Origin of the sequence: Rhodococcus sp. B7740, assembly GCF_000954115.1 — a bacterium.
Classification (GTDB): domain Bacteria; phylum Actinomycetota; class Actinomycetes; order Mycobacteriales; family Mycobacteriaceae; genus Rhodococcoides.
Genome location: NZ_CP010797.1, coordinates 3,318,795 through 3,337,993, shown reverse-complemented (window position 1 = coordinate 3,337,993; position 19,199 = coordinate 3,318,795). Strand labels below are relative to the sequence as shown.

The 19,199-nt window shown below is 66.1% G+C and carries 15 protein-coding genes; 3 read left to right on the top strand and 12 right to left on the bottom strand.

Features of this window, described 5'->3' with window-relative positions; genetic code table 11:
- Positions 1-25: 25 nt before the first annotated feature.
- The 3 genes from NY08_RS15400 to NY08_RS15390 form a co-directional block, all read right to left on the bottom strand.
- Positions 26-1,444, bottom strand: a complete 1,419-nt coding sequence (locus NY08_RS15400; RefSeq protein WP_045200537.1) for an FAD-binding oxidoreductase — start codon at positions 1,442-1,444, stop codon at positions 26-28.
- 27 nt (positions 1,445-1,471) lie between these two features.
- On the bottom strand, positions 1,472-4,894 hold the full coding sequence (locus NY08_RS15395) for a BTAD domain-containing putative transcriptional regulator (RefSeq protein WP_144407378.1): 3,423 nt from the start codon (positions 4,892-4,894) through the stop codon (positions 1,472-1,474).
- A gap of 73 nt (positions 4,895-4,967) precedes the next feature.
- Positions 4,968-6,404: an MFS transporter gene (locus NY08_RS15390; RefSeq protein WP_045197307.1), complete on the bottom strand. Its 1,437-nt coding sequence runs from the start codon at positions 6,402-6,404 to the stop codon at positions 4,968-4,970.
- Positions 6,405-6,497: 93 nt separating this feature from the next.
- On the opposite strand from NY08_RS15390, the gene NY08_RS15385 reads away from it, so the two are divergent.
- From NY08_RS15385 to NY08_RS15375, 3 genes are all read left to right on the top strand, one after another.
- A complete protein-coding gene (locus NY08_RS15385) occupies positions 6,498-8,327 on the top strand; it encodes a penicillin-binding transpeptidase domain-containing protein (protein WP_045200533.1) in 1,830 nt (609 codons plus the stop codon).
- A 95-nt stretch (positions 8,328-8,422) separates the two neighbouring features.
- Positions 8,423-10,084 carry an NTF2-like N-terminal transpeptidase domain-containing protein gene (locus NY08_RS15380; protein WP_200893222.1) on the top strand — a complete coding sequence of 554 codons (1,662 nt, stop codon included), beginning with the start codon at positions 8,423-8,425 and terminating at the stop codon, positions 10,082-10,084.
- Between the two features lie 44 nt (positions 10,085-10,128).
- Positions 10,129-10,875 carry a sulfite exporter TauE/SafE family protein gene (locus NY08_RS15375; protein WP_032396677.1) on the top strand — a complete coding sequence of 249 codons (747 nt, stop codon included), beginning with the start codon at positions 10,129-10,131 and terminating at the stop codon, positions 10,873-10,875.
- Here NY08_RS15375 and NY08_RS15370 read toward each other — a convergent pair.
- From NY08_RS15370 to NY08_RS15330, 9 genes are all read right to left on the bottom strand, one after another.
- Complete coding sequence (locus NY08_RS15370; RefSeq protein WP_082073831.1) at positions 10,860-12,089, bottom strand: MFS transporter; 1,230 nt, start codon at positions 12,087-12,089, stop codon at positions 10,860-10,862. The two genes, NY08_RS15375 and NY08_RS15370, sit on opposite strands and share 16 nt — an antisense overlap.
- Positions 12,082-13,416 carry an FAD-dependent oxidoreductase gene (locus tag NY08_RS15365; protein WP_045197305.1) on the bottom strand — a complete coding sequence of 445 codons (1,335 nt, stop codon included), beginning with the start codon at positions 13,414-13,416 and terminating at the stop codon, positions 12,082-12,084. The genes NY08_RS15370 and NY08_RS15365 overlap by 8 nt, the downstream gene beginning before the upstream one ends.
- A complete protein-coding gene (locus tag NY08_RS15360; protein WP_082073830.1) occupies positions 13,413-14,468 on the bottom strand; it encodes an ArsO family NAD(P)H-dependent flavin-containing monooxygenase in 1,056 nt (351 codons plus the stop codon). Before NY08_RS15360 ends, NY08_RS15365 begins: the two co-directional genes overlap by 4 nt.
- A 5-nt stretch (positions 14,469-14,473) precedes the next feature.
- Positions 14,474-14,890 (bottom strand): arsenate-mycothiol transferase ArsC, encoded by a 417-nt coding sequence (locus tag NY08_RS15355; RefSeq protein WP_045197302.1) that lies wholly within the window; start codon positions 14,888-14,890, stop codon positions 14,474-14,476.
- A complete protein-coding gene (locus NY08_RS15350; protein ID WP_045197301.1) occupies positions 14,887-15,309 on the bottom strand; it encodes an arsenate reductase ArsC in 423 nt (140 codons plus the stop codon). Before NY08_RS15350 ends, NY08_RS15355 begins: the two co-directional genes overlap by 4 nt.
- Positions 15,309-16,397: an ACR3 family arsenite efflux transporter gene (gene arsB / locus NY08_RS15345; RefSeq protein ID WP_032396672.1), complete on the bottom strand. Its 1,089-nt coding sequence runs from the start codon at positions 16,395-16,397 to the stop codon at positions 15,309-15,311. Before arsB ends, NY08_RS15350 begins: the two co-directional genes overlap by 1 nt.
- Positions 16,394-16,756: an ArsR/SmtB family transcription factor gene (locus NY08_RS15340; protein WP_045197300.1), complete on the bottom strand. Its 363-nt coding sequence runs from the start codon at positions 16,754-16,756 to the stop codon at positions 16,394-16,396. The genes arsB and NY08_RS15340 overlap by 4 nt, the downstream gene beginning before the upstream one ends.
- A 31-nt stretch (positions 16,757-16,787) precedes the next feature.
- Positions 16,788-17,972: an APC family permease gene (locus tag NY08_RS15335; protein WP_144407467.1), complete on the bottom strand. Its 1,185-nt coding sequence runs from the start codon at positions 17,970-17,972 to the stop codon at positions 16,788-16,790.
- A gap of 115 nt (positions 17,973-18,087) precedes the next feature.
- Positions 18,088-19,185, bottom strand: coding sequence for a serine hydrolase domain-containing protein (locus NY08_RS15330; RefSeq protein ID WP_200893116.1), 1,098 nt, complete (start codon positions 19,183-19,185; stop codon positions 18,088-18,090).
- Positions 19,186-19,199 lie beyond the last annotated feature (14 nt).

Here is a 19,199-nt window from a genome sequence, read left to right as displayed (position 1 = left end):
ACTCCTATGTGCGAAGTAATCGTAATTACATGATTACACCTCCTTCGGCAGGTGCGCCACCGATGTCGCGTACGACTGGTCCGACGCGCAACACACCCGCAGGATCGTGCTCTTCGGCGAGGGCGCCCAGCCAGTGTGCGGTGTCCTCGTCGTACATCCTCGAGATGCGCTCCGGATCGCCACTGGACGCGAAATTGGGCAGCGATCCTCCGGTCGACCATGGCGACATCGCCTGAGCGACGAGCTCCGCATGCGAAAGAACGGGCTCGACTTCTGCCCCGTGCGCCGGCACGCCGGTCGTGAAGAGGGTGAATGCCGCATTCCGATGGCAGAACGCGCTGCGGTGCCGGGGTTCGCGGGCGAGCACACCGCCGAGCAGGCGAGCTTCCACGACCGTCTGCGGTGACCCCGACTCCGGGCCTGCGACGGCGAGCAACTCGTCGATCGCGTCATGAGTCAATTGCTCGGTCAAACAGCTGAATTCGTGGCTCGGCATAGGATCGACCGGATCGGCGTGCACGGCCCCGATCGCCGCGTACGGCAGCATGCCCACCGCATCGATGACGGGCGTGGCGACGCCTCGAACCGGGGTCAGGAGCGCTTCTGCCTCCTTCGGGCCCGCGACACTGGCGAACCGAATCGCCACGGTGAAGCGACCGGCAAGAGGTGGTGGAACCTGCGGCAGCGACGGCAGCTGCAGTAGGGCCATCGAGGTCGACGTGTGCTCGGGGAGGTCGGTGCACAGATCCAGCCAGGCGTGGGCGACAGCGGCGGCATCGGAACCGGCGAAATACAGTGCACCGCCGTAGAAGTGCGAGAGCTGCATCAGGTCGATCTCGACCGAGGTGACGATGCCGAGCGTGGACTTTCCGCCGCGCAGTCCCCAGAAGAGTTCTGCATGCTGATCGGCCGTGACACGCAGGATGTCACCCTCTCCGGTGACGAGCTCGAACGCTCGGACGTGATCCGAGGACAGACCGAACGTGCGCACCAGCGGGCCGATGCCGGCACCGGTGAGGAAGCCGACCACCCCGACGGCGGTGGACGATCCGCACAATGGAGCCAGGCCGTGTGGCGCGGCGGCGTCGACGACGTCCTGCCAGATCACACCGGCACCGAGCTGAGCTGTCCGGGTGTCTGCGTCCACGACGCAGCTGTTCAGGTGCCCGGTGTGGACGAACAGGACGTCGCCCTCGATCGGGACTGCGCCGTGTCCGGTTCTGCCGACAGCGACGCGCATGCCGGTGCGGGCGGCATACCGAACCGTGCTCACCACATCGCGTGCGTCGTGTACCTCGACCACCGCGAGCGGTCGCACGGGTACGGCGACGTTCCAGGGCGTCGCGAGTTCGTAGCCCGGCTCGCCGGGTAGCGCGAGCGAGCCGGTCAGTTCGCTGCGCAGCGAGTTCAGATCGGCGTGGATCGTAGGGGAGTGAAAAGCCATGATGGAATCCATTTCTCGTCGAGTGTTTCAACGAGGACGAGAATTACCCACCGCGCTTGGAGAATTCTTGAACTGTGCAGCCAGCCCGAGCATGCCGGTCCGTCGTGCCTCGGCGAGCACCTCGGTCAGGGTCTGCTCGCGGGCCCTCGACGGTGGTTGCAGTTGGGCTCTGAGCAACCGACACCGGAGCAGGGTCGGGCGGCTCGAGGTTCGGCTGGCCAGTGCCTCGGCTCGATCGAGCAACTCGGCGGCGCGGTCGCTGCGGCCCAGCACTGCGTGGAGCCTGGCCGACGCCTCTGCGACCGAACCGATGGAGCCGACATGACCCACCGTCGCGATGCGGTCGGTGAAGGGCTGGAGCAACTCCACGAATTGTTCGGCGTACTGGACCAATTCGAGATCCGCGACGACGCGAGCCAAGAGGGTCGTGTGGCCGAGTGTCGTCCACGTCGGTGGCCGAGACTCCGTCAACCAGTTCGATATGGATTGTGTCGCTTCTGCTTTCCTGCTGTTGGCTGCGTCGATCGCTATCTTCCACGATTGCGGTTCGACGATCCCCGGTTCGGCGGTGGCCAGATTGCCGCACTCCCACTCCAGTGCGTTCATCGCCAGCCCGGCACTGCCTGCGGTGTACAACTCGGTCTGCAGATGGATCTGACGGGCGGTGTCGTACTGGCGACGGCACTCGTCGAAGTTTCCGTGCCAGGCTGCCAATGTTGCTTCCATCCAGCGCAATTGAACGCGAACAACCGGTAGGCGCAGTAGATCGCACCCGGCGATTCCGCGTCGCAGGTGATCGGTGGCGTTCTCGACATCGCCCAGATTCATCTCGGTCATGCTCGCAACCGCATGGGCGATGACGTTGTCGAAAGGAGAATGGCGATGCGGCAGCGTGAACAACTCGCGAATCAGCCCGAGGGACTCCTCGCTGCGCTGAGCCACACCGGAGAACAGCAGGATCCGAGCAAGCAGAGCATCGGCGACAACCTCGAAGTCGCCTGTTGCCGAGGCAATATCGAGTGCTCGACGGCTCAGCGCGTCGGGAACGGACGAGTCCGGGTGGTAGCAGAATCCGACGGCGGTTGCCGCCAGTACACGCGCATGAGCGGCCGTGTCCGATTCGACGAACTGCTCCATGCCGGCCAGTCTGCCGAGCAACGGCGCAGGGTCGCGGCCGTAGGACACCCACGGCCATGCGCCGGCGGCGCGCAGGAGGGCTGCGGCCAACCGTCCGACAGTCGATGTTCGACCCTGACGCACGGCGTCGAGCAGGCATTCGTCGACGACGTCGAGGACGGTTTGACCGCGCCCGGCCCGAGCGAGTGCTTCGACGCGTGCGACCAGTAGGTCGTCGCGGTCGTCGGGCACCTGTTCCGAGGCAGGGAGGAGATCGAATGCCTGGACCGCACCATCCCACCATCGTGCTGCTGTTTCCGAACTCCACCGTTCGGTCGCTTCACGGGCGGCATCGGTACAGGCGGAGAGTGCGCTTCGAGGGTCGACGATCGGCAGTGCGGCCATCAGATGTTGCGCGCGCTTGCTCGATCGGTCGGCATCGTGGGAATCGATCAGTGCCTCGGCAACCGACGCATGGATACGTTGCCTACGCAATGCCGGAATAGCCGCCAGCACTGCGTCTCTCAACAGACCGTGGGCAAAGACGCAGCCACCTCCGGCGGGATCGGCGACGATGATGCGCTCGTCTGCGGCGTCGTCTAGGTAGTCGACCAGGGTATCGACGGTCAGCCCGGTCGCCGCAGCGAGCAGGCCGACGTCGAGGGCGTCTCCGATCACCGCTGCAACCCGAAGTACCTGCAGTACGGCTGGTTCCACTGCGTGGAGGCGGCGGTCGAGTACCGACCGCACGGCAGAGGGAATCTCACCGTCCCGGCGATCGTCTCGGGGTAGTCTCGCGTACTCGGACACGAACAGTGGGTTTCCGCCGGTGCGCTCGGCGAGGCGGTGAATTTCGTCGGCATCGAGATCTTCGCCCGCGACGCGCCGGGCCAGTGCGTCGACCTCCATGGGGCCGAGCGGGGTGACCGTGAGGTGGCGGTTCCCCGCTGCGTGGAGCACCGTCTCGACCAGCTTGCGTACCTCGGGTCCGGTCTCGTTCTCGCGCAACGTCAGAACGAACCACACCGGGTGCCGGTGCAGCGCTGCGACCAGATGCATCAGACATCTCAGAGAGGTCGTGTCTGCCCACTGGACGTCATCGACGACCAACGTCGTCACACCCGACCCGAATCCCGCCACCGAGTCCTCGATGGCTGCGGTGACTCGCTCGTAGACGGCGAATCTCGCCTCGTCCGGTTCCACGTGGGCGGGTGGGAGGAGGACACTCTCGGCGTCGACCCCCAACTGGCGCAACAGTTGTCGAATCGGCCACCAGGCTGGGGTGCCGTCGTCCTCCAGACATCTGGCCCACAGTGACCGGCCGGCGGCGGCGAGGGTGCGGCTGTCGCACTCCTCGGCGAGGCGTGTCTTGCCGATTCCGGCGGGACCGGTCAGCACGAGCCAGCGACTCTCGCCGCCGCGAACCCGGTCGAGCATCCCGGCGATCAGTTCGGACTCCGAAGTCCGTCCGATCAGCGTGGATTCCGGCTCCATCGCGGCGGACTCCGGCGGCCCCGCCGGCGATGCCGGGATCGACAGCCGCTCGGCCCCCGACCATCCCGGCTGTCGCGGCCACGCCGCCAGACCCGGATCGTGACGCAGAATCGCGGTGTGGAGGGACGCGAGTTCGGTGCCTACGTCCAATCCGAGTTCGTCGTCCAACCGCGCGGAGTGATCGCGGTATGCCTGAAGTGCTTCGGTGGAGCGTCCGGCTCGGTGCAACGCGAGCATGCGGAGCCAGCACGTGCGATCACGCAGCGGGTATTCGTGGCACAGCGCGGCGGCGTCGACCAGAGCCGGTGCCACACGTCCTGCGGCCAACAGAGCAGTGATGCGGGTTTCGCGGCACTCCGTGCGGACTTCCTCGAATGCAGCCGCCTCCACTTCCACCCAGTGTTCGTCGCGAAGATCTTCGAGGAACGGCCCGCGAACCCTGGCCAGCGCACGATCTGCGTTGGTCAGGGCTTGCTCCCACTGCGCTGCCCGAACGTGCTGCCTCGCCGATTCCGCCTCCGTGAGGAATACGGCCCGGTCGATGTATTGATCATCGAGGTCGAGCACGTAGCCCGGTGGTTGCCGGACGATGACCGACGCCGCGGCAGGGTCGACGCGCAGAGCTCGTCGCAGATTCGAGATGTACGCCTGCAGACTCGCCATGGCGCCGGACGGGGCATTGCCCTGCCACAGCACGTCGATCAGCCGATCGGTGGACACCACCCGCCCGTTGTCGGCCAGGAGTGCAGCAAGTACGGCTCGCTGCTTACGCGGTCCGAGATCGATCGGACGGCCGTCGGGCCGCGTCACCTCCAGGGGGCCGAGCAATCGGTAGATCATGCGCGAGCCCCCTCCCCACGTGCTGTTCGGCGTCAGTGTAAGTACCGATGCTCGATCGCGTCAGCAAGAACGGTCATGCCGCCACCTCTGCCGGACTCGAAGTGGACGTCATGGCGTCCGGCCGGGTGGTGTGCTGCAACGTCGTCACGCAGACGAGTGCACCGACCGCGGCGATCAGTGCGGCGACGAACAATGCCGCGTGCAGCCCGTGCACCAGCTCGATCGGTGAACCGCCGGGCAGCATCGACTCAGCGGGGAGAAACGCGCCGAGTCCGGCGACTCCGACGGCGATTCCGCTCTGCCGGAACGCGTCGTTGATGCCTGCGGCCAAGCCGGAGTGGTGGGCTGTGCCTTCGCCCAGAACGAGTCCGCTCATGACGGGGTTGAACACCCCGGCACCGATGCACGCGACCACGAATCCCGGGATCAACGCCAGCGGCGAACCGTCGATGTCCACGACGGTCATCATCAGCAGGCCGACGGAGACGAGGATCAGCGAGACGGTCAACGAGAGTGTTACCGGAATGCGACCGTCCAGTTTTGCGGTCAGTCCTGCTACGACGAACATCGCCACCGTCGCGGGCAGGTACACCAGACCGGCCTCGATCGGGGATAGATGCTGCACGTTCTGCAGGTAGACGGTGGTGTAGACGAACACCGCGAACAGGGATGCAGAGATGGCGAATGCGGCGATCTGGGCCCCGGCGAACGCACGGTTGGCGAGCAGGTGTGGTGGCAACATCGGGTCGGGTGTGTTCACCTCGTGCAGGCAGAACGCGACGAGCGAGACTGCAGCGACGCCGAGCGCGAGCAGAGTGGACGGCTCGGTCCAGCCTGCTTCGTTGCCGTGCAGCAGACCGTAGACCAGGCCTGCGAGGCCGAGCGACACCAGTACTTGCCCGGGCAGGTCTGCTCCGCGGGGCCGGGGATCGCGGGATTCGGGGACCCACCGCAGGGTCGCGGCGAGTGTCAGTAGTCCGATGGGGATGTTGATCAAGAAGACTGCGCGCCAATGGAACACCTCGGTCAGTACGCCGCCGACGAGGGGACCGACAGCGAAGGACCCACCGATCGTGGCACCGTAGGCGGCCAGCGCAGACGCCCGGGCCGGTCCCTTCTCGAACACGTCGGCGAGCAGCGCGAGCGAGCAGGCGAAGAGCAACGCACCGCCGATTCCTTGCACGGCGCGAGCGATATCGAGAATCACGATGTTCGGCGCGAGCGCGCACGACAACGATGTGACGGTGAACGTGACGATGCCGATGAGGAAGACCCGTTTCCGCCCGCGGCGATCGGCCCACGAGCCGGCGCTGAGAACCACGGTCGCCAAGGCGAGGGTGTAGGCGTCGACGACCCATTTCAGGGCGCTGACGCCGGAATTCAGGTCGGCTGCGATGGAGGGTAGGGCGGTGTTGACCACCGCGATGTCGAGCATGAGCATTGCCGTCGTCACACAGACGACGGCCAGGGTGGCGCGGCGGACAGCCGCACTTTTCGGTGTTGCGAACATGAAGGGTCCTGGTGAGTCGAAGGAACAGTGCTCGATCACGGTGCGCGGAAGGTCTTGGTCAACTCTTGGACTCCGCCAGGACTCGCTCGAGGCATGATCGACCCCGTGCGCACTTCGAGAAGACCCACGACTCTGGCCGCGATCGTGTCCGTACTGGCATTGGTGCTCGCCGCCTGCGGTCAGAGTGGGCCCGATCAGCCGCAGACTGTCGCCGAGCAGTTCGCCGCCGCGGTCAACAGTGCGAACATCGACCAAGCGGCTGCGTTGACCACCGATCCGGCCGGCGCGACGGCAGCCCTCACCGAGCTGTACGACGGGCTTTCGGCAGGCGGAACGGTGACGGCAACTCCCGATTTCGAGGCCACCGACGCCAACGCCGATACCGGCACGTTCACGTTGAATGCCGGTTGGCGCTTTTCGACGACCACCGACGGCACCGCCGAACCCGACGGCGAGCCGAAGGAATGGAACTACACGACCTCTGCGACCGCGGCGGAGACCGAGCAGGGTTGGAAGATCACCTGGGACCCAGCGATGTTGGTGCCGGGCCTGACGGCCGACTCGTCGGTGCGCTTCACTCCGACCGACGCGCTCGTCGCGCCGCGCATCTTCGACGGCAACGGCGTCGAGCTGATGTCGCAGCAGGTGGTCACCCTGGTCAACGTCGATGCGACGGCCGATCCCGTGGCTGTCGCGAACCTCGTCGGATCCGTCGTCCCGGGTATCACCGCCGAGTACGTCACCTCGACTGTGGCTGCAGCGCAGGGTAATTCGGCCACCATCGTGTTGCTTCGTCAGGCGGACATCGACCCCATCGGTGCTCAGCTCGCTACGATCCCCGGAGTCACCCTGGCCCCGCAGACGCGGTTGCTCGCCACCGACCGCAACCTCGTGTCGCCGGTCCTCAACGACCTCACGACGCTGTGGGAGCAGGAGCAGGTGGCCAATCGTGGATGGGCTGTACAGGCTGTTGCAGCGGACGGCACCGTCACTCCGCTGGCGGGACGCGATGCCGGAACCGGCGACGATATTGCGACCACCCTGGATTCGGCACTGCAACTCAAAGCCGAGAATGCCCTTGCTTCGCTGCCGCAGCAGGCGGCCATCGTCGCGCTTCGGCCGTCGACGGGGGCGGTTCTGGCAGTGGCGCAGAATGCCGCCGCCGATGCCGAGGGCCCGATCGCGCTGACCGGCCTGTACCCGCCGGGGTCGACGTTCAAGACGGTGACCACCTCGGCTGCACTGCAGTCCGGTGCCGTCACCCCCGATACCGTGCTGCCGTGCCCGGCGACGGAGAACATCGAAGGCAGGCAGATCCCGAACGACGACAACTTCGATCTCGGCGACGTGCCACTCCACACCGCCTTCGCCAAGTCCTGCAACACGACGATGGGCCGCCTCGGTGTGGCACTCCCGCCGAACGGACTGACCGACGCGGCCGCGCAGTACGGCCTCGGCGTCGACTACGTCACCCCCGGTCTGACGACCGTCACCGGCTCGGTCCCGTCGGCCGACACCCCGGCGCAGCGCGTCGAGTCCGCCATCGGTCAGGGGCAGGTGACCGCGTCGCCGTTCGGAATGGCGCTGGTCGCGTCGTCGATCGCGAACAACGGATTGCTGCCGCCGACGGTCGTCGTCGGAGAGCCGGGCGTGGGTGACATGCAGCCGGCAGCGGTGAACCCGCAGGTCACCGAGCAGATCAAGACCATGATGCGCGAGACGATCACCGGCGGCACCGCGACGGCGCTCAATGACATCCCCGGGTTGCTCGGCAAGACCGGCACCGCGGAGTTCGGTGCCAACAACGAAGGCGCCCACGGTTGGTTCGTCGGGATCTCGGGCGATCTCGCGTTCGCGGTGTTCGTGAACGACGCGGGCAGTTCGAGCCCGGCCATCGAGGCTGCGGGTCGTTTTCTGCGGTGAATCGGCTGCGGCCGAGTCTCAATCGTGACCGGCTCGTTTGAATCCCGTGCTTGTTACTCGTGTGACTACAGTGAATATTGTGACTCATGAGTTCTATGAGTCGTGCCCGTCGTGGCCCGCGCAAGGCCCGCGGTCGCTACCTCGTCGCCGTCGCAGCATCGGCGACGTTGACGGTCTCGGCAGTGTTCTGGATGGTCGATCGCCCGCCGAGCGAGGCCGAGGTGCTGGTCTCGAAGTTCGTCGACGCCCTGGACAACCGCGATGTCGCGGCCGCTGCCGCGATGACGACCTACCCGAACGCCGCGACGGCCGCGCTGAACCAGATGTTCGACGGCTTGTCGGCCGGTGGCACGTCCACCGGTGACTTCGACCTGACCCAGTACATGGACCTCTCGGACGAGAGTGGATTCTTCACCCTTGCGTCCGCCTGGAACTTCGGTGAGGGCAAGGACTGGAAGTACAGCGCACAGGGCTCGACCAAGAAGCTCAGCGTGGGTTGGCGCATCGCGTGGGATCCGGCCACCCTCGTCCCCGACCTCACCTCGGGCGGATCGGTCCGCTACACCCGGACCGACGCCGCCCCGCCGCTGATCTTCGACGCCGCGAACAACGTGCTGATGAGCGAGCGCACCATCAACGCCATCTCCCTCGACCCGGCGCAGATGAGCGATCCGGCCACGTCCACGGCGCAACTAGCGGACGTCATCGACGTCGTCGCCCCGCTCATCACCTCCGAATCGATGCTGGCCGAACTGAATTCGGCGGGCGGCGCACCGATCACCGCCGTGACCTTGCGTGACGACGACTTCGCCGTCCTCGAAGACGACCTGCGCGCCGTGCCGGGCGTCGTGGTCTCGCCGCAACCCAAACTGATCGTCGACGATCGTCGGATCACCTCTCCCGTGCTGGATTCGCTGCGCGCCGCATGGCAGGAAGGACGCGACGCCACCGCAGGCTGGGCCGTCGACACCTACACCGTCGACGGAACGGGCGAACGCCGCGTCGGATTCCAAGGACCGGGCGGGCCGGACCTGCACGCGACACTCGATCCGCGCATCCAGTTGGCAGCCGAGAATGCAGTCGTCATGGCGGGATCGTCGGCGTCGATCGTCGCCGTGTCCACCTCGACCGGCGCGATTCTCGCTGCGGCACAGAACAGTTACGCCAACGAGCAGGGCGACGTGGTGTTCGGGGGCTCCTACCCGGCAGGCACCGCGTCGGAGCTCGTGCGGGCCGTGCAGTCCGATCGCGGCGACGACAGTGCCGAAGACGCAGCTGCCGGCTTGGGTCTCGGTATCAACTACTCGATGCCGGGACTCGACGCCCACACAGGATCTCCCGCCGCCAGCCGCAGTGCGATCGACGGCATCAGGACCGTGTCGACTGCCTCCGGTGACGAGGCGACCGTGACTCCGTTCGGACTCGCGCAGATGGCAGCCGCGATCTCTCGGGGCAGCGCTCCGACTCCGGCGATCGTCGCCGGGCAGACCGCAGTCGCCGATCGAGAGTCCAAGGCAATGGGATCGGATGCGGTAAACCGGTTGCGCGGCATACTCGCCGACTCGTCGAGCAGTAGCGGTCTCGACACGTTCGACGGTGTGCAGGGATTCGCCGGGGACAGTGGCGACGATCGCTTCGTCCTCGCCACCAGTGGTGACGTCGCATTCGCGGTGTACATCGAGGACGCGGACGGTGGAGACCAGGCAGTGCGGATGACGAGCCGGTTGCTGCAGGAGATGGCGAACCCCGTCGAATGAGCCTGAGGTTCAGGCCAGATAGTTAGGCGCGGTAGTTTCATTCGGTGACTGTGCTCGATTTCGGACTTCTGGTGGTGGCCGGGTTCTTCGCCGGGCTCATCGGGTTCGTCACCGGGCTCGCATCGCTCGTGTCCTACCCTGCTCTGCTCGCAGTGGGTTTGCCTGCGGTATCGGCGAACGTGACGAACACTGTTGCGTTGGTCGCGGCCGGTGTCGGAGCGACGGTGAGCTCCTCGGCCGAGCTGGCCAAGGACGGTAAGCAGTTGGTTCGCTACGCGATCTACTCGGCGCTGGGCGGCACCACGGGTGCGATTCTGCTGCTCAACACGCCGGACGGTTCGTTCGAGGTGGTCGTGCCGTTCCTGGTCGCTATGGCAGCCATCGCGCTACTGCTGCAGCCGAGTATCCGAAAGTTGTCCGGAGGTAGGCAGTTTCCGACGCTCTATCCGCTGGCGCTGTTCGCGGTCGCGATCTACGGCGGCTACTTCGGGGCCGGGGCCGGGGTCATCTTCCTCGCGCTGGCATTGATCTGCACGGCGGATACGTTCTGGCGCGCAAGCGTTCTGAAGAGCTTCTTCCTCGGTATCGCGAACCTGATTGCCGCGATCATCTTTTCGTTCTCCGGTCAGGTGAATTGGTGGGCTGCGCTCGCGCTGGCGATCGGTTGCTTCGCCGGCGGTGCCTGCGGGCCACCGACGGTCAAGGTGATCTCGCCGATCATTCTGCGTATTGCGGTCGGGATTCTGGGGCTCGGTCTCGCCGGGTGGCTGGGGTATCAGGCCTTCGGCTGACGGTCGGTGTTCGGCATGCTCAGCGCAGCCAGCCCGACGGCGGTCAGCGCCAGAAGGCCGAGAATCACGTACGCACCCGAGTAGCTTCCGGTCCATTCGGCGAGCACGGCACCGGCCCAGGGGGCCGAGGCCATCGCGATGACGATCGGCGCAGACATGATGCCGCTCAGATGCCCGTACTGGCTCGGACCCCAGCGATCGGTGATGGCGGTGGCCTGGACGAGTGTGAACAGTCCGCGCGCGAGTCCGGCACCGATCGCGACGGCGATCAGCGCCACGACCGAGGTGGCGACGCCGAGCAGGATGGTCGACAGGGCAGTTGCGGCGATGATCCCTACGGTCCTGGTTCGGGTACCGGCGAAGCGTTGCAACGGAAGGTAACCGATGCGGCCGAGCACCTGCCCGGCTCCGCCGAGACCGAGAGCCGTTGCCGCGAGAGCGGTATCGGCACCGTGTTCGATCAGCAGCGGAACCAGATTGAAGATTCCGGCGAACGCGACGAAGCCGGTGACGCTCATCGCTGCGGTGAGCATGACGAACGGACGACTACGGACGGTCTGTGCAGCAGGTACTGCTCGCGCGTGCCCGGACTCACCCGTCGACGGCCACTGTCCGCGCAACCCGATCGAGTGCGCGGGAACGGTGACGATCAGAAGGACGACTGCGAGTACGAGATACGTTCGACGCCAATCGGAGTGGCTCGACAGGATCGCCGTCAGCGGAGCGAAGACCGTACTGGCCAGTCCCGCGGCCAGAGTGAGGATCATCAGGGCTCGGACGCGGTCGGTGCCCCACCACCGTGTCAGTGCAGCGAACGCAGGGGGATACAGCACCGCCCCCATGGCGATACCGGCCACGAACCATCCGAGAAAGAACAGCGGAAGTGTCGGGGACGTCGCGATGAGAACCAGCGCGGGTATCGCGAGAATCGACCCTGCGCTCATCACCCAGCGCGGTCCGCGGCGGTCCAGGATGCGACCGACGGGAACTCCGACCAATGCTGCAACGAACTGGCCGATCGAGAACGCGGCCACGATCGACGTCGTCGACCATCCGGTATCCGCGGAGATCGCAGGCGACAGAACGGGGAAGGCGTAGTACAGAATTCCCCAGCTGGTGATCTCCGTGACGCACAGAACCGACAGGATTCGGCGTCGCCCCGGGTGCGAAATTTCCAGGGGCAACGCCGAATCCACCGCCGCAGAGTCAGTCACGCGACGGTGCGCCGAGAGTGATCAACTCCGGCGCAGCAGGGGCACCGCAGCAACCGCCGCTCGACGGGGCGTCGGGCTCGTCGAACAGGCCCGCGCCGCCGCAGACTCCGGTGTCGGGAAGCGTCAGCTCGACCTTTCGTGCGCCCTCGTGGTCGCCGGCGAGTTCGGCCGCGATGCTGCGAACCTGCTCGTATCCGGTCATCGCCAGGAATGTCGGTGCACGGCCGTAGCTCTTCATGCCCACCAGGTAGAAGCCGGGCTCGGGTTGGGTGAGTTCTTCGACTCCGTGCGGTGACACCGATCCACACGAATGCAGGTTCGGATCCACCAACTCGGCGACGAACTTCGGTGCCTGCAGGGTGGGGTCGAGGTCGAGACGAACCTCGGACAGCCAGGACAGATCCGGGCGGAACCCGGTCAGCGCGACGACGCGGTCGACGTTCTCGATGCGCGACTCGGTGTCACCGATCAGGGCGAGCCGATCACCCTCCACTGCAACCGTTTCGGTGCGGAAGCCCGAGACCACGGTGAGGAATCCGTCGTCGACCGCCTTCTTGGCGCGTTGCCCCAGAGCGCCGCGAGCAGCGAGTTCGTCGGCTTCGCCGCCGCCGAACACGTCTGCGGTGACGCCTCGGCGCACGGCCCAGGTGAGCGTCGTTCCCGGTTCCTCTGCCGCGAGTTCGCCGAGGGTGATGATCGCGGTCAGCGCGGAATGGCCGCTGCCGGCGATGACGATGTGCTTGCCTGCGAACGTGGATCGAGTGGCCGGGTCGGTCAGGTCGGGAACACGGTAGTCGATCCGGTCTGCGGCGGTCTTCTCGCCGATGGCCGGAAGTCCCTCGCTGCCCAGTGGATTGGGTGATCCCCAGGTGCCGGACGCGTCGACGACCGCGCGGGCGAGGATGCGTTCCTCGCTACCGTCGGAGTGGCGGATGTGCACCGACAGCGGCTCGGTGTCGCGGCCGGCGTCGACCACCCGGTCGCGTCCGCGGCGAGCTACGCCGACCACCTCGGAGTCGGTTCGGACCACATCGCCGAGAACGGCGGCCAGGGGCGCGAGATACCGCTCCACCCATTCGCGTCCGGTGGCGTAGGTGTCACCGTCCGGCGCGGTCCAGCCGGTGGATTCGAGCAGCCGGACGGCCGCGGGGTCGACGACCTCGGACCACGGGGAGAACAGTCGAACGTGATTCCACTCGGACACTGCCGATCCGGCAAACTTTCCGCGTTCGAGAACGACTACCCGGGAACCGGTTTCGGTCAGATGCGCCGCGGCGGCGAGACCGATGGGCCCTGCGCCGACCACCACTACGGGGTACGTGTTCATGACTGATCCACCTTTCTGCTGTTGACGATGGTGTCCACGGCTGCACGCGCTGTGCGGCCGACACCGATGAGCGTTGCCGACGCCGGGCCGGTCCAGTCGCCGTAGCCGGGAAGAATCAGGCTCGGTTCACCTCGAACATGGTTGCCGTCCAACACGATTCCTGACCCGTCGGCGTGCAGGTGCAGTGGCCGCAGGTGACGGAGAGCAGGGCGGAACCCGGTGCACCAGACGATCGCATCCAGCCGCTCTGTGGTGTGCCCGTCGGTGACACCGTCGGAGGTGAGCGCGGTGAACATCGGCCTGGCATGCAGAACTCCACGATCGCGAGCCTCTCGCACCGGCGGGACCATCACGATGTCTCCCAGACCGGCGACCCCGCCGGAATCCGCCTCGCCCGCAGCAAGAGCGCGAGCTCGATCGCTGGCGACATCGAACAACACTCGGCCGTCCACATCGTCGGGGAGAAACCTCGGCTCGCGGTTGGTGAACCACGTGGTGTCGGCGACAGTGGAGATCTCGGCCAGAATCTGCGCAGCCGAGTTCCCTCCACCGACGATGCCCACGCGCTTGCCTGCGAAGGAATCGGGCACACGGTAGTCAGCGGCATGCAGCTGGGTCCCGCCGAACTCGCGCATGCCCGGGTAGCTCGGCCAGAACGGTCGTGACCACGTCCCGGTGGCATTGACGATCGTTGTGGCGCAGAAGGAGTCACCGTCGGTATCGACTCGATAGCCGTCGGTCGTACGATGCACCGACTTCACCTCGACGGGCCTGCGCACCGGCAACTCGTACTTCTTCTCGTATGCCCGCAGGTAGTCCACGACGTGCGATGCCGGAGGGAACCCGCTCGTCCACCGAGGCATCGGCCAACCGGGGAGTCGCGAGTACTCGGCAGGCGAGAACAGGTGCAGCGACGGCCAGTAGTCCTGCCAGGAGCCTCCCGCATGCGTCTGGTCGTCGAGGATGACGAAGTCCAGCCCGGCTCGTCGCAGGTAGTAACCGGCGGCCAGTCCTGCCTGACCGCCGCCGATCACCACCACCTCCGAATTCATTCGAGTCAACCGTCGGTGCCGCGCAATCGGGACGCGAGTTCCTCGACTCGAGCGGCGATGTCGTCGCGCACCAGACGCATCCGTTCGATTCCGTCGATACCGCGTTCGGACGGCTCGTCGGTGTTCCAGTTCTCGAACGTCGGACCGTCGACGGGATCGACCTTCGCCTCACTCCCGAGGGTGATCACGTAGTCGATGCGAGACAACAACTTCGGGTCGATCGGCTTCGGCTGTTCACCGGCCAGGTCGACGCCGACTTCGAGGAGCGCTTCGGCCGAGAGTGCATTGACCGTTCCGCTCGGCTTCGTTCCCGCCGAGTGCACCTCCACTGCATCGCCGACGGCCTTGCGCATCAGACCGGCCGCCATCTGAGACTTGCCGCCGTTCTTGACGCAGACGAACAGCACGCTCGGTGTCGTCATGACACCGAACTCTGCTTGGCCGGAACCAGTTCGGCGATCAGGTCTTCGATGCGGCTCCTGATCTCGTCGCGAATCGGCCGGACCGCCTCGACGCCTTTGCCTGCCGGGTCGGCCAGTGCCCAATCGCGGTAGCTCACTCCGGGGAACACCGGGCACGCGTCACCGCAGCCCATGGTGATCACGACGTCGGATGTCTCGACGGCTTCCGGGGTCAGAATCTTCGGGGACTGGGACGAGATGTCGATGCCGACTTCGGCCATGGCTTCGACTGCCGCGGAGTTGATGATGTCCGCGGGAGCGCTACCGGCAGAACGCACCTCGACGGTGTCGCCGGCGAGATGAGTCAGGAATCCGGCGGCCATCTGAGATCGGCCGGCGTTGTGAACACAGACGAACAGAACGCTGGGGGTGGCGGACATCAGAATTCCTTCGGGGACGTGGTCGTGGACACGGCGGGGGAGAAGCGCTTGCGCAGTGCGAGGGAGACGTAGACGAGGCCGACCAGTACGGGTACCTCGATGAGTGGTCCGACGACTCCGGCGAGGGCTTGCCCGGATGTCGCACCGTAGGTCGCGATGGCGACGGCGATCGCCAGCTCGAAGTTGTTGCCTGCTGCGGTGAACGCGAGGGTGGTCGTGCGTTCGTAGCCCAGACCCATCGCGGCACCGAGAGCGTAGCCGCCGCCCCACATCACCGCGAAGTACACAAGCAGTGGCAGCGCGATACGCACCACGTCGAACGGCTGTGACGTGATCTGATCACCCTGCAGCGCAAAGAGAACGACGATGGTGAACAGCAGGCCGTAGAGCGCCCACGGGGCGATCCTGGGGATGAACTTCTCCTCGTACCATTCGCGGCCCTTGGCGCGTTCGCCGAAGAAGCGAGACGCGAATCCCGCTATCAACGGGATTCCGAGGAAGATGAGGACCGACTTGGCGATCTGCCACGGCGACGCCTCGATGGTCGTCTGGTCCAGGCCCAGCCAGCCGGGCAGAACCGAGAGGTAGAACCATCCGAGGACCGCGAACATGAACACCTGGAACACCGAGTTGATCGCGACCAGAACCGCGGCGGCTTCTCGGTCGCCGCAGGCGAGGTCGTTCCAGATGATGACCATCGCGATGCATCGAGCGAGGCCGACGATGATCAGGCCGGTTCGGTATTCGGGCAGGTCGGGAAGGAAAAGCCATGCGAGAGCGAACATCAGGGCCGGACCGAGGACCCAGTTGAGCACCAACGAGCCGATCAGCAGGCGCTTGTCTCCGGTGACGGTATCGAGGCGGTCGTAGCGAACCTTGGCCAGTACCGGGTACATCATGATCAGCAGTCCGATGGCGATCGGAAGTGACACCCCGTCGATCGAGATGGCCGACAGCGTGTCGTTCAGCCCGGGGATCATCCGTCCCAGGAGCAGACCCACGACCATGGCCACGCCGATCCACACGGGCAGGAACCGGTCGAGGGTGGAGAGCTTGCCGACCACGGCAGTATCGGTTTTCGTACTCATGCCATGACCTCCGTGGACTCTGCAGCGTTCAGTACGGCGGAAAGTTGCTGCAGCGCAGCGGGAATCACCGAGTAGTAGACCCAGGTGCCGCGGCGTTCGCAGTCGAGCAGCCCGGCTTCGCGCAACACCTTGAGGTGGTGCGAGATGGTGGGTTGGGAGAGGTCGAATGCGGGGGAGATGTCGCAGACACATGCTTCGCCGCCTGCATGGCTGGCGACGAGGCTGAGAAGGCGAAGCCGCACGGGATCTCCCAGTGCTTTGAACATGCGGGCGAGATCTCCGGCCCAGTCCACGGTGAGGGGCTCACGGATCAGCGGCGAGCAGCATTCACCGTCGACGGGAAGGTCTTGATTCGACATTCGTCTATATTGACGTCTACCGAATCAGACGTCAAGTGAACAGTTGCCGAACCCGAAGGAGGCGGTACCCGACACCGAGCGCGACCACGCCGGTTCCGACGACGATGGACGGCACCGGCAACGTTGCGATCAGCACCACGCATCCGATGCTGCCGATGACCTGGAGGGCGCGTGGGTAGCGGCGATGCTCGGCATCCTGGGTGAACGCGCTCAGATTGGCCACCAGGTAGTAGAGCAAGACCCCGAACGACGAGAAGCCGATGGCGTCACGCAGATCCACTGTCAGGACCAGCACGCAGACGATCACAGCCAGGGTGATCTCGGCGCGATGCGGCACCGAGTACCGCGGGTGGACTGCGGCCAGATACGACGGCAGGTCGCGGTGGCGGGCCATCGCCAGGGAGGTGCGGCCGATGCCGGCGATCAACGCGAGCAACGCCCCCAGCGCAGCCAGGCCGGCACCGATCCGCATCACCGGCGACGCCCACGAATGTCCCGACGCCACCGCGAGATCGACCAATGGGGCAGACGACGAGGCCAGGAGTTCGGGGCCGAGAACCGTCAACAACGTCACCGCAACGAGCGTGTAGACCAGCAATGCGATACCGAGCGCGGAGACGATGGCGCGTGGGATGGTCCGTTCGGGTCGGACGACCTCCTCGCCGAGGGTCGCGATGCGCGCATAGCCCGCGAAGGCGAAGAACAGCAGTCCCGCCGACTGCAGAATGCCGTACCACCCGTTCTCGGTGAACGAGCCGAGTCCGTCGACGGCGGGAACGGACGAGCCGGTGAGGCCGAGGACCACTGCGATGACGAGGACGGTGAGCACGGCGGTGACCAAGATCTTCGTCAGCACGGCCGTGCGGGTGATGCCGAAGTAGTTCACCGTGGTGAGCGCTGTGATGGCAAGTATCGCAACGAGTTCGGTGTAACCGGCAGGTGCGACATAGGCTGCGAACACCAAAGCCATGGCCGCCGAACTCGCGGTCTTACCGATCACGAACGTCCACCCGGCCGCAAAGCCCGGCCACTCGCCGAGCCGCTCACGGCCGTAGACGTACGTGCCACCCGACGTCGGATACTGCGCGGCCAGCTGGGCCGAGGAGGTGGCGTTGCAGAATGCGACGACCGCAGCGACGGCCAAACCGATGAGCAGGCCCGCCCCTGCGACGGCCGATGCGGGAGCGAACGACGCGAACACCCCGGCCCCGACCATCGAACCGACACCGATGACGACGGCGTCGACGAGACCGAGGCGACGGGCCAGCGGCTGTGTCACGCCCGAAGCCGGTTCTCGCTCACGGCGACAACTGTAGGCGCTGCGAATCGACTCAGCGCAGTTCCTGGAACTCCGACAGCAGCGCGAAGGAGGACTCGCACAATTCGGTCTGCGTCAGCAGGATGCCGATGGTCCCGTCCGGGTCGACGAAGAAGTCGGTGCCCTGCCCGCCGGGCCAGCCGTACCGACCGAGATGGTCACCGTCGGTGACGACCGAGACGCCGAATCCCCACCCCGTTCCCGGCCAGAAGCCGGGGTAGAAACTCTCGTCGGTCTTGATCGACGCAGGCACCTGGTCGTGTGTCATCAGCTCCAGGTGCTCGGTCGACACCGACGTCTCGATCGCACGAAGGAAGCGGTGAAAATCGGTCACCGTCGACACCAGCTCGCCGTGACTGACGTCGACAGGGCGCGGTCCCGCGTAGGGCCCGCCTGCGATGGGTTCGGTTTCGATCAACGACCCGTTCTCCAACCGGTAGGCCGCCGTCAGGCGGTGGCATCGGTCGGTCGGTACCCACAGCCCGGTGTCGGGCATCTCGAGTGGCGTGAACAGGTCGTCGCGGAGGTGGTCCTGCAGAGACCGGCCGACGATGCGAGAGACGAGGATGCCGAGGATCGCGAAGCCGTGGTGGTAGCGCCACCCGGTACCGGGCTGGAACGCCAGAGGAAGTTCGGTCATGCGTGCCAACCACTCGTCCGCGCCGAGCGGAGACGGCGCGGGGCCTGCTTCGGTGCCGTTGTCCCTCATGGCCCGGGCCAGCGGGGTGTCTCCCATCTGAATTCCGTACCCACTGGTGTTGGTCAGCAAGTGCCGCAACGTGATCGGTCCCTCTCGAGCGACGGTGTCGTCGAGTGCAGCGTCGGGGCGGGTGAGCACCGGCAGGCCGGCGAGTTCGGGAAGCCAGGGCACGACATCGTCGTCCAGCGTCAGTCGGCCCGCCTCCACGAGGCGCAGGGCGGCCACACTGGTGACGATCTTGGTCATCGACTGAATCCGGACGATGGCGTCGACTGCCATCGGTGGGCCGCCGACCGCCGATGACCCGACCGCGACGGGTTCTGCATCAGGGCCACCCAGTAACGCTGTTGCCCCCGGCATCAGCCCGTCCTCGATGTGCCGGGTCAACAGCTCTCGCACGGTTCCGCTCACGGAACTCATCGTGT

What these genes read in the sequence shown, in the direction of transcription:
- NY08_RS15355 (WP_045197302.1), bottom strand. Translation starts at nt 14,890, where the DNA reads ATGACGACACCGAGCGTGCTGTTCGTCTGCGTCAAGAACGGCGGCAAG.
- NY08_RS15400 (WP_045200537.1), bottom strand. Translation starts at nt 1,444, where the DNA reads ATGGCTTTTCACTCCCCTACGATCCACGCCGATCTGAACTCGCTGCGC.
- NY08_RS15390 (WP_045197307.1), bottom strand. Translation starts at nt 6,404, where the DNA reads ATGTTCGCAACACCGAAAAGTGCGGCTGTCCGCCGCGCCACCCTGGCC.
- arsB (WP_032396672.1), bottom strand. Translation starts at nt 16,397, where the DNA reads ATGAGTACGAAAACCGATACTGCCGTGGTCGGCAAGCTCTCCACCCTC.
- NY08_RS15380 (WP_200893222.1), top strand. Translation starts at nt 8,423, where the DNA reads ATGAGTCGTGCCCGTCGTGGCCCGCGCAAGGCCCGCGGTCGCTACCTC.
- NY08_RS15340 (WP_045197300.1), bottom strand. Translation starts at nt 16,756, where the DNA reads ATGTCGAATCAAGACCTTCCCGTCGACGGTGAATGCTGCTCGCCGCTG.
- NY08_RS15350 (WP_045197301.1), bottom strand. Translation starts at nt 15,309, where the DNA reads ATGTCCGCCACCCCCAGCGTTCTGTTCGTCTGTGTTCACAACGCCGGC.
- NY08_RS15385 (WP_045200533.1), top strand. Translation starts at nt 6,498, where the DNA reads ATGATCGACCCCGTGCGCACTTCGAGAAGACCCACGACTCTGGCCGCG.
- NY08_RS15335 (WP_144407467.1), bottom strand. Translation starts at nt 17,972, where the DNA reads ATGGTCGGGGCCGGGGTGTTCGCGTCGTTCGCTCCCGCATCGGCCGTC.
- NY08_RS15395 (WP_144407378.1), bottom strand. Translation starts at nt 4,894, where the DNA reads ATGATCTACCGATTGCTCGGCCCCCTGGAGGTGACGCGGCCCGACGGC.
- NY08_RS15365 (WP_045197305.1), bottom strand. Translation starts at nt 13,416, where the DNA reads ATGAACACGTACCCCGTAGTGGTGGTCGGCGCAGGGCCCATCGGTCTC.
- NY08_RS15360 (WP_082073830.1), bottom strand. Translation starts at nt 14,468, where the DNA reads ATGAATTCGGAGGTGGTGGTGATCGGCGGCGGTCAGGCAGGACTGGCC.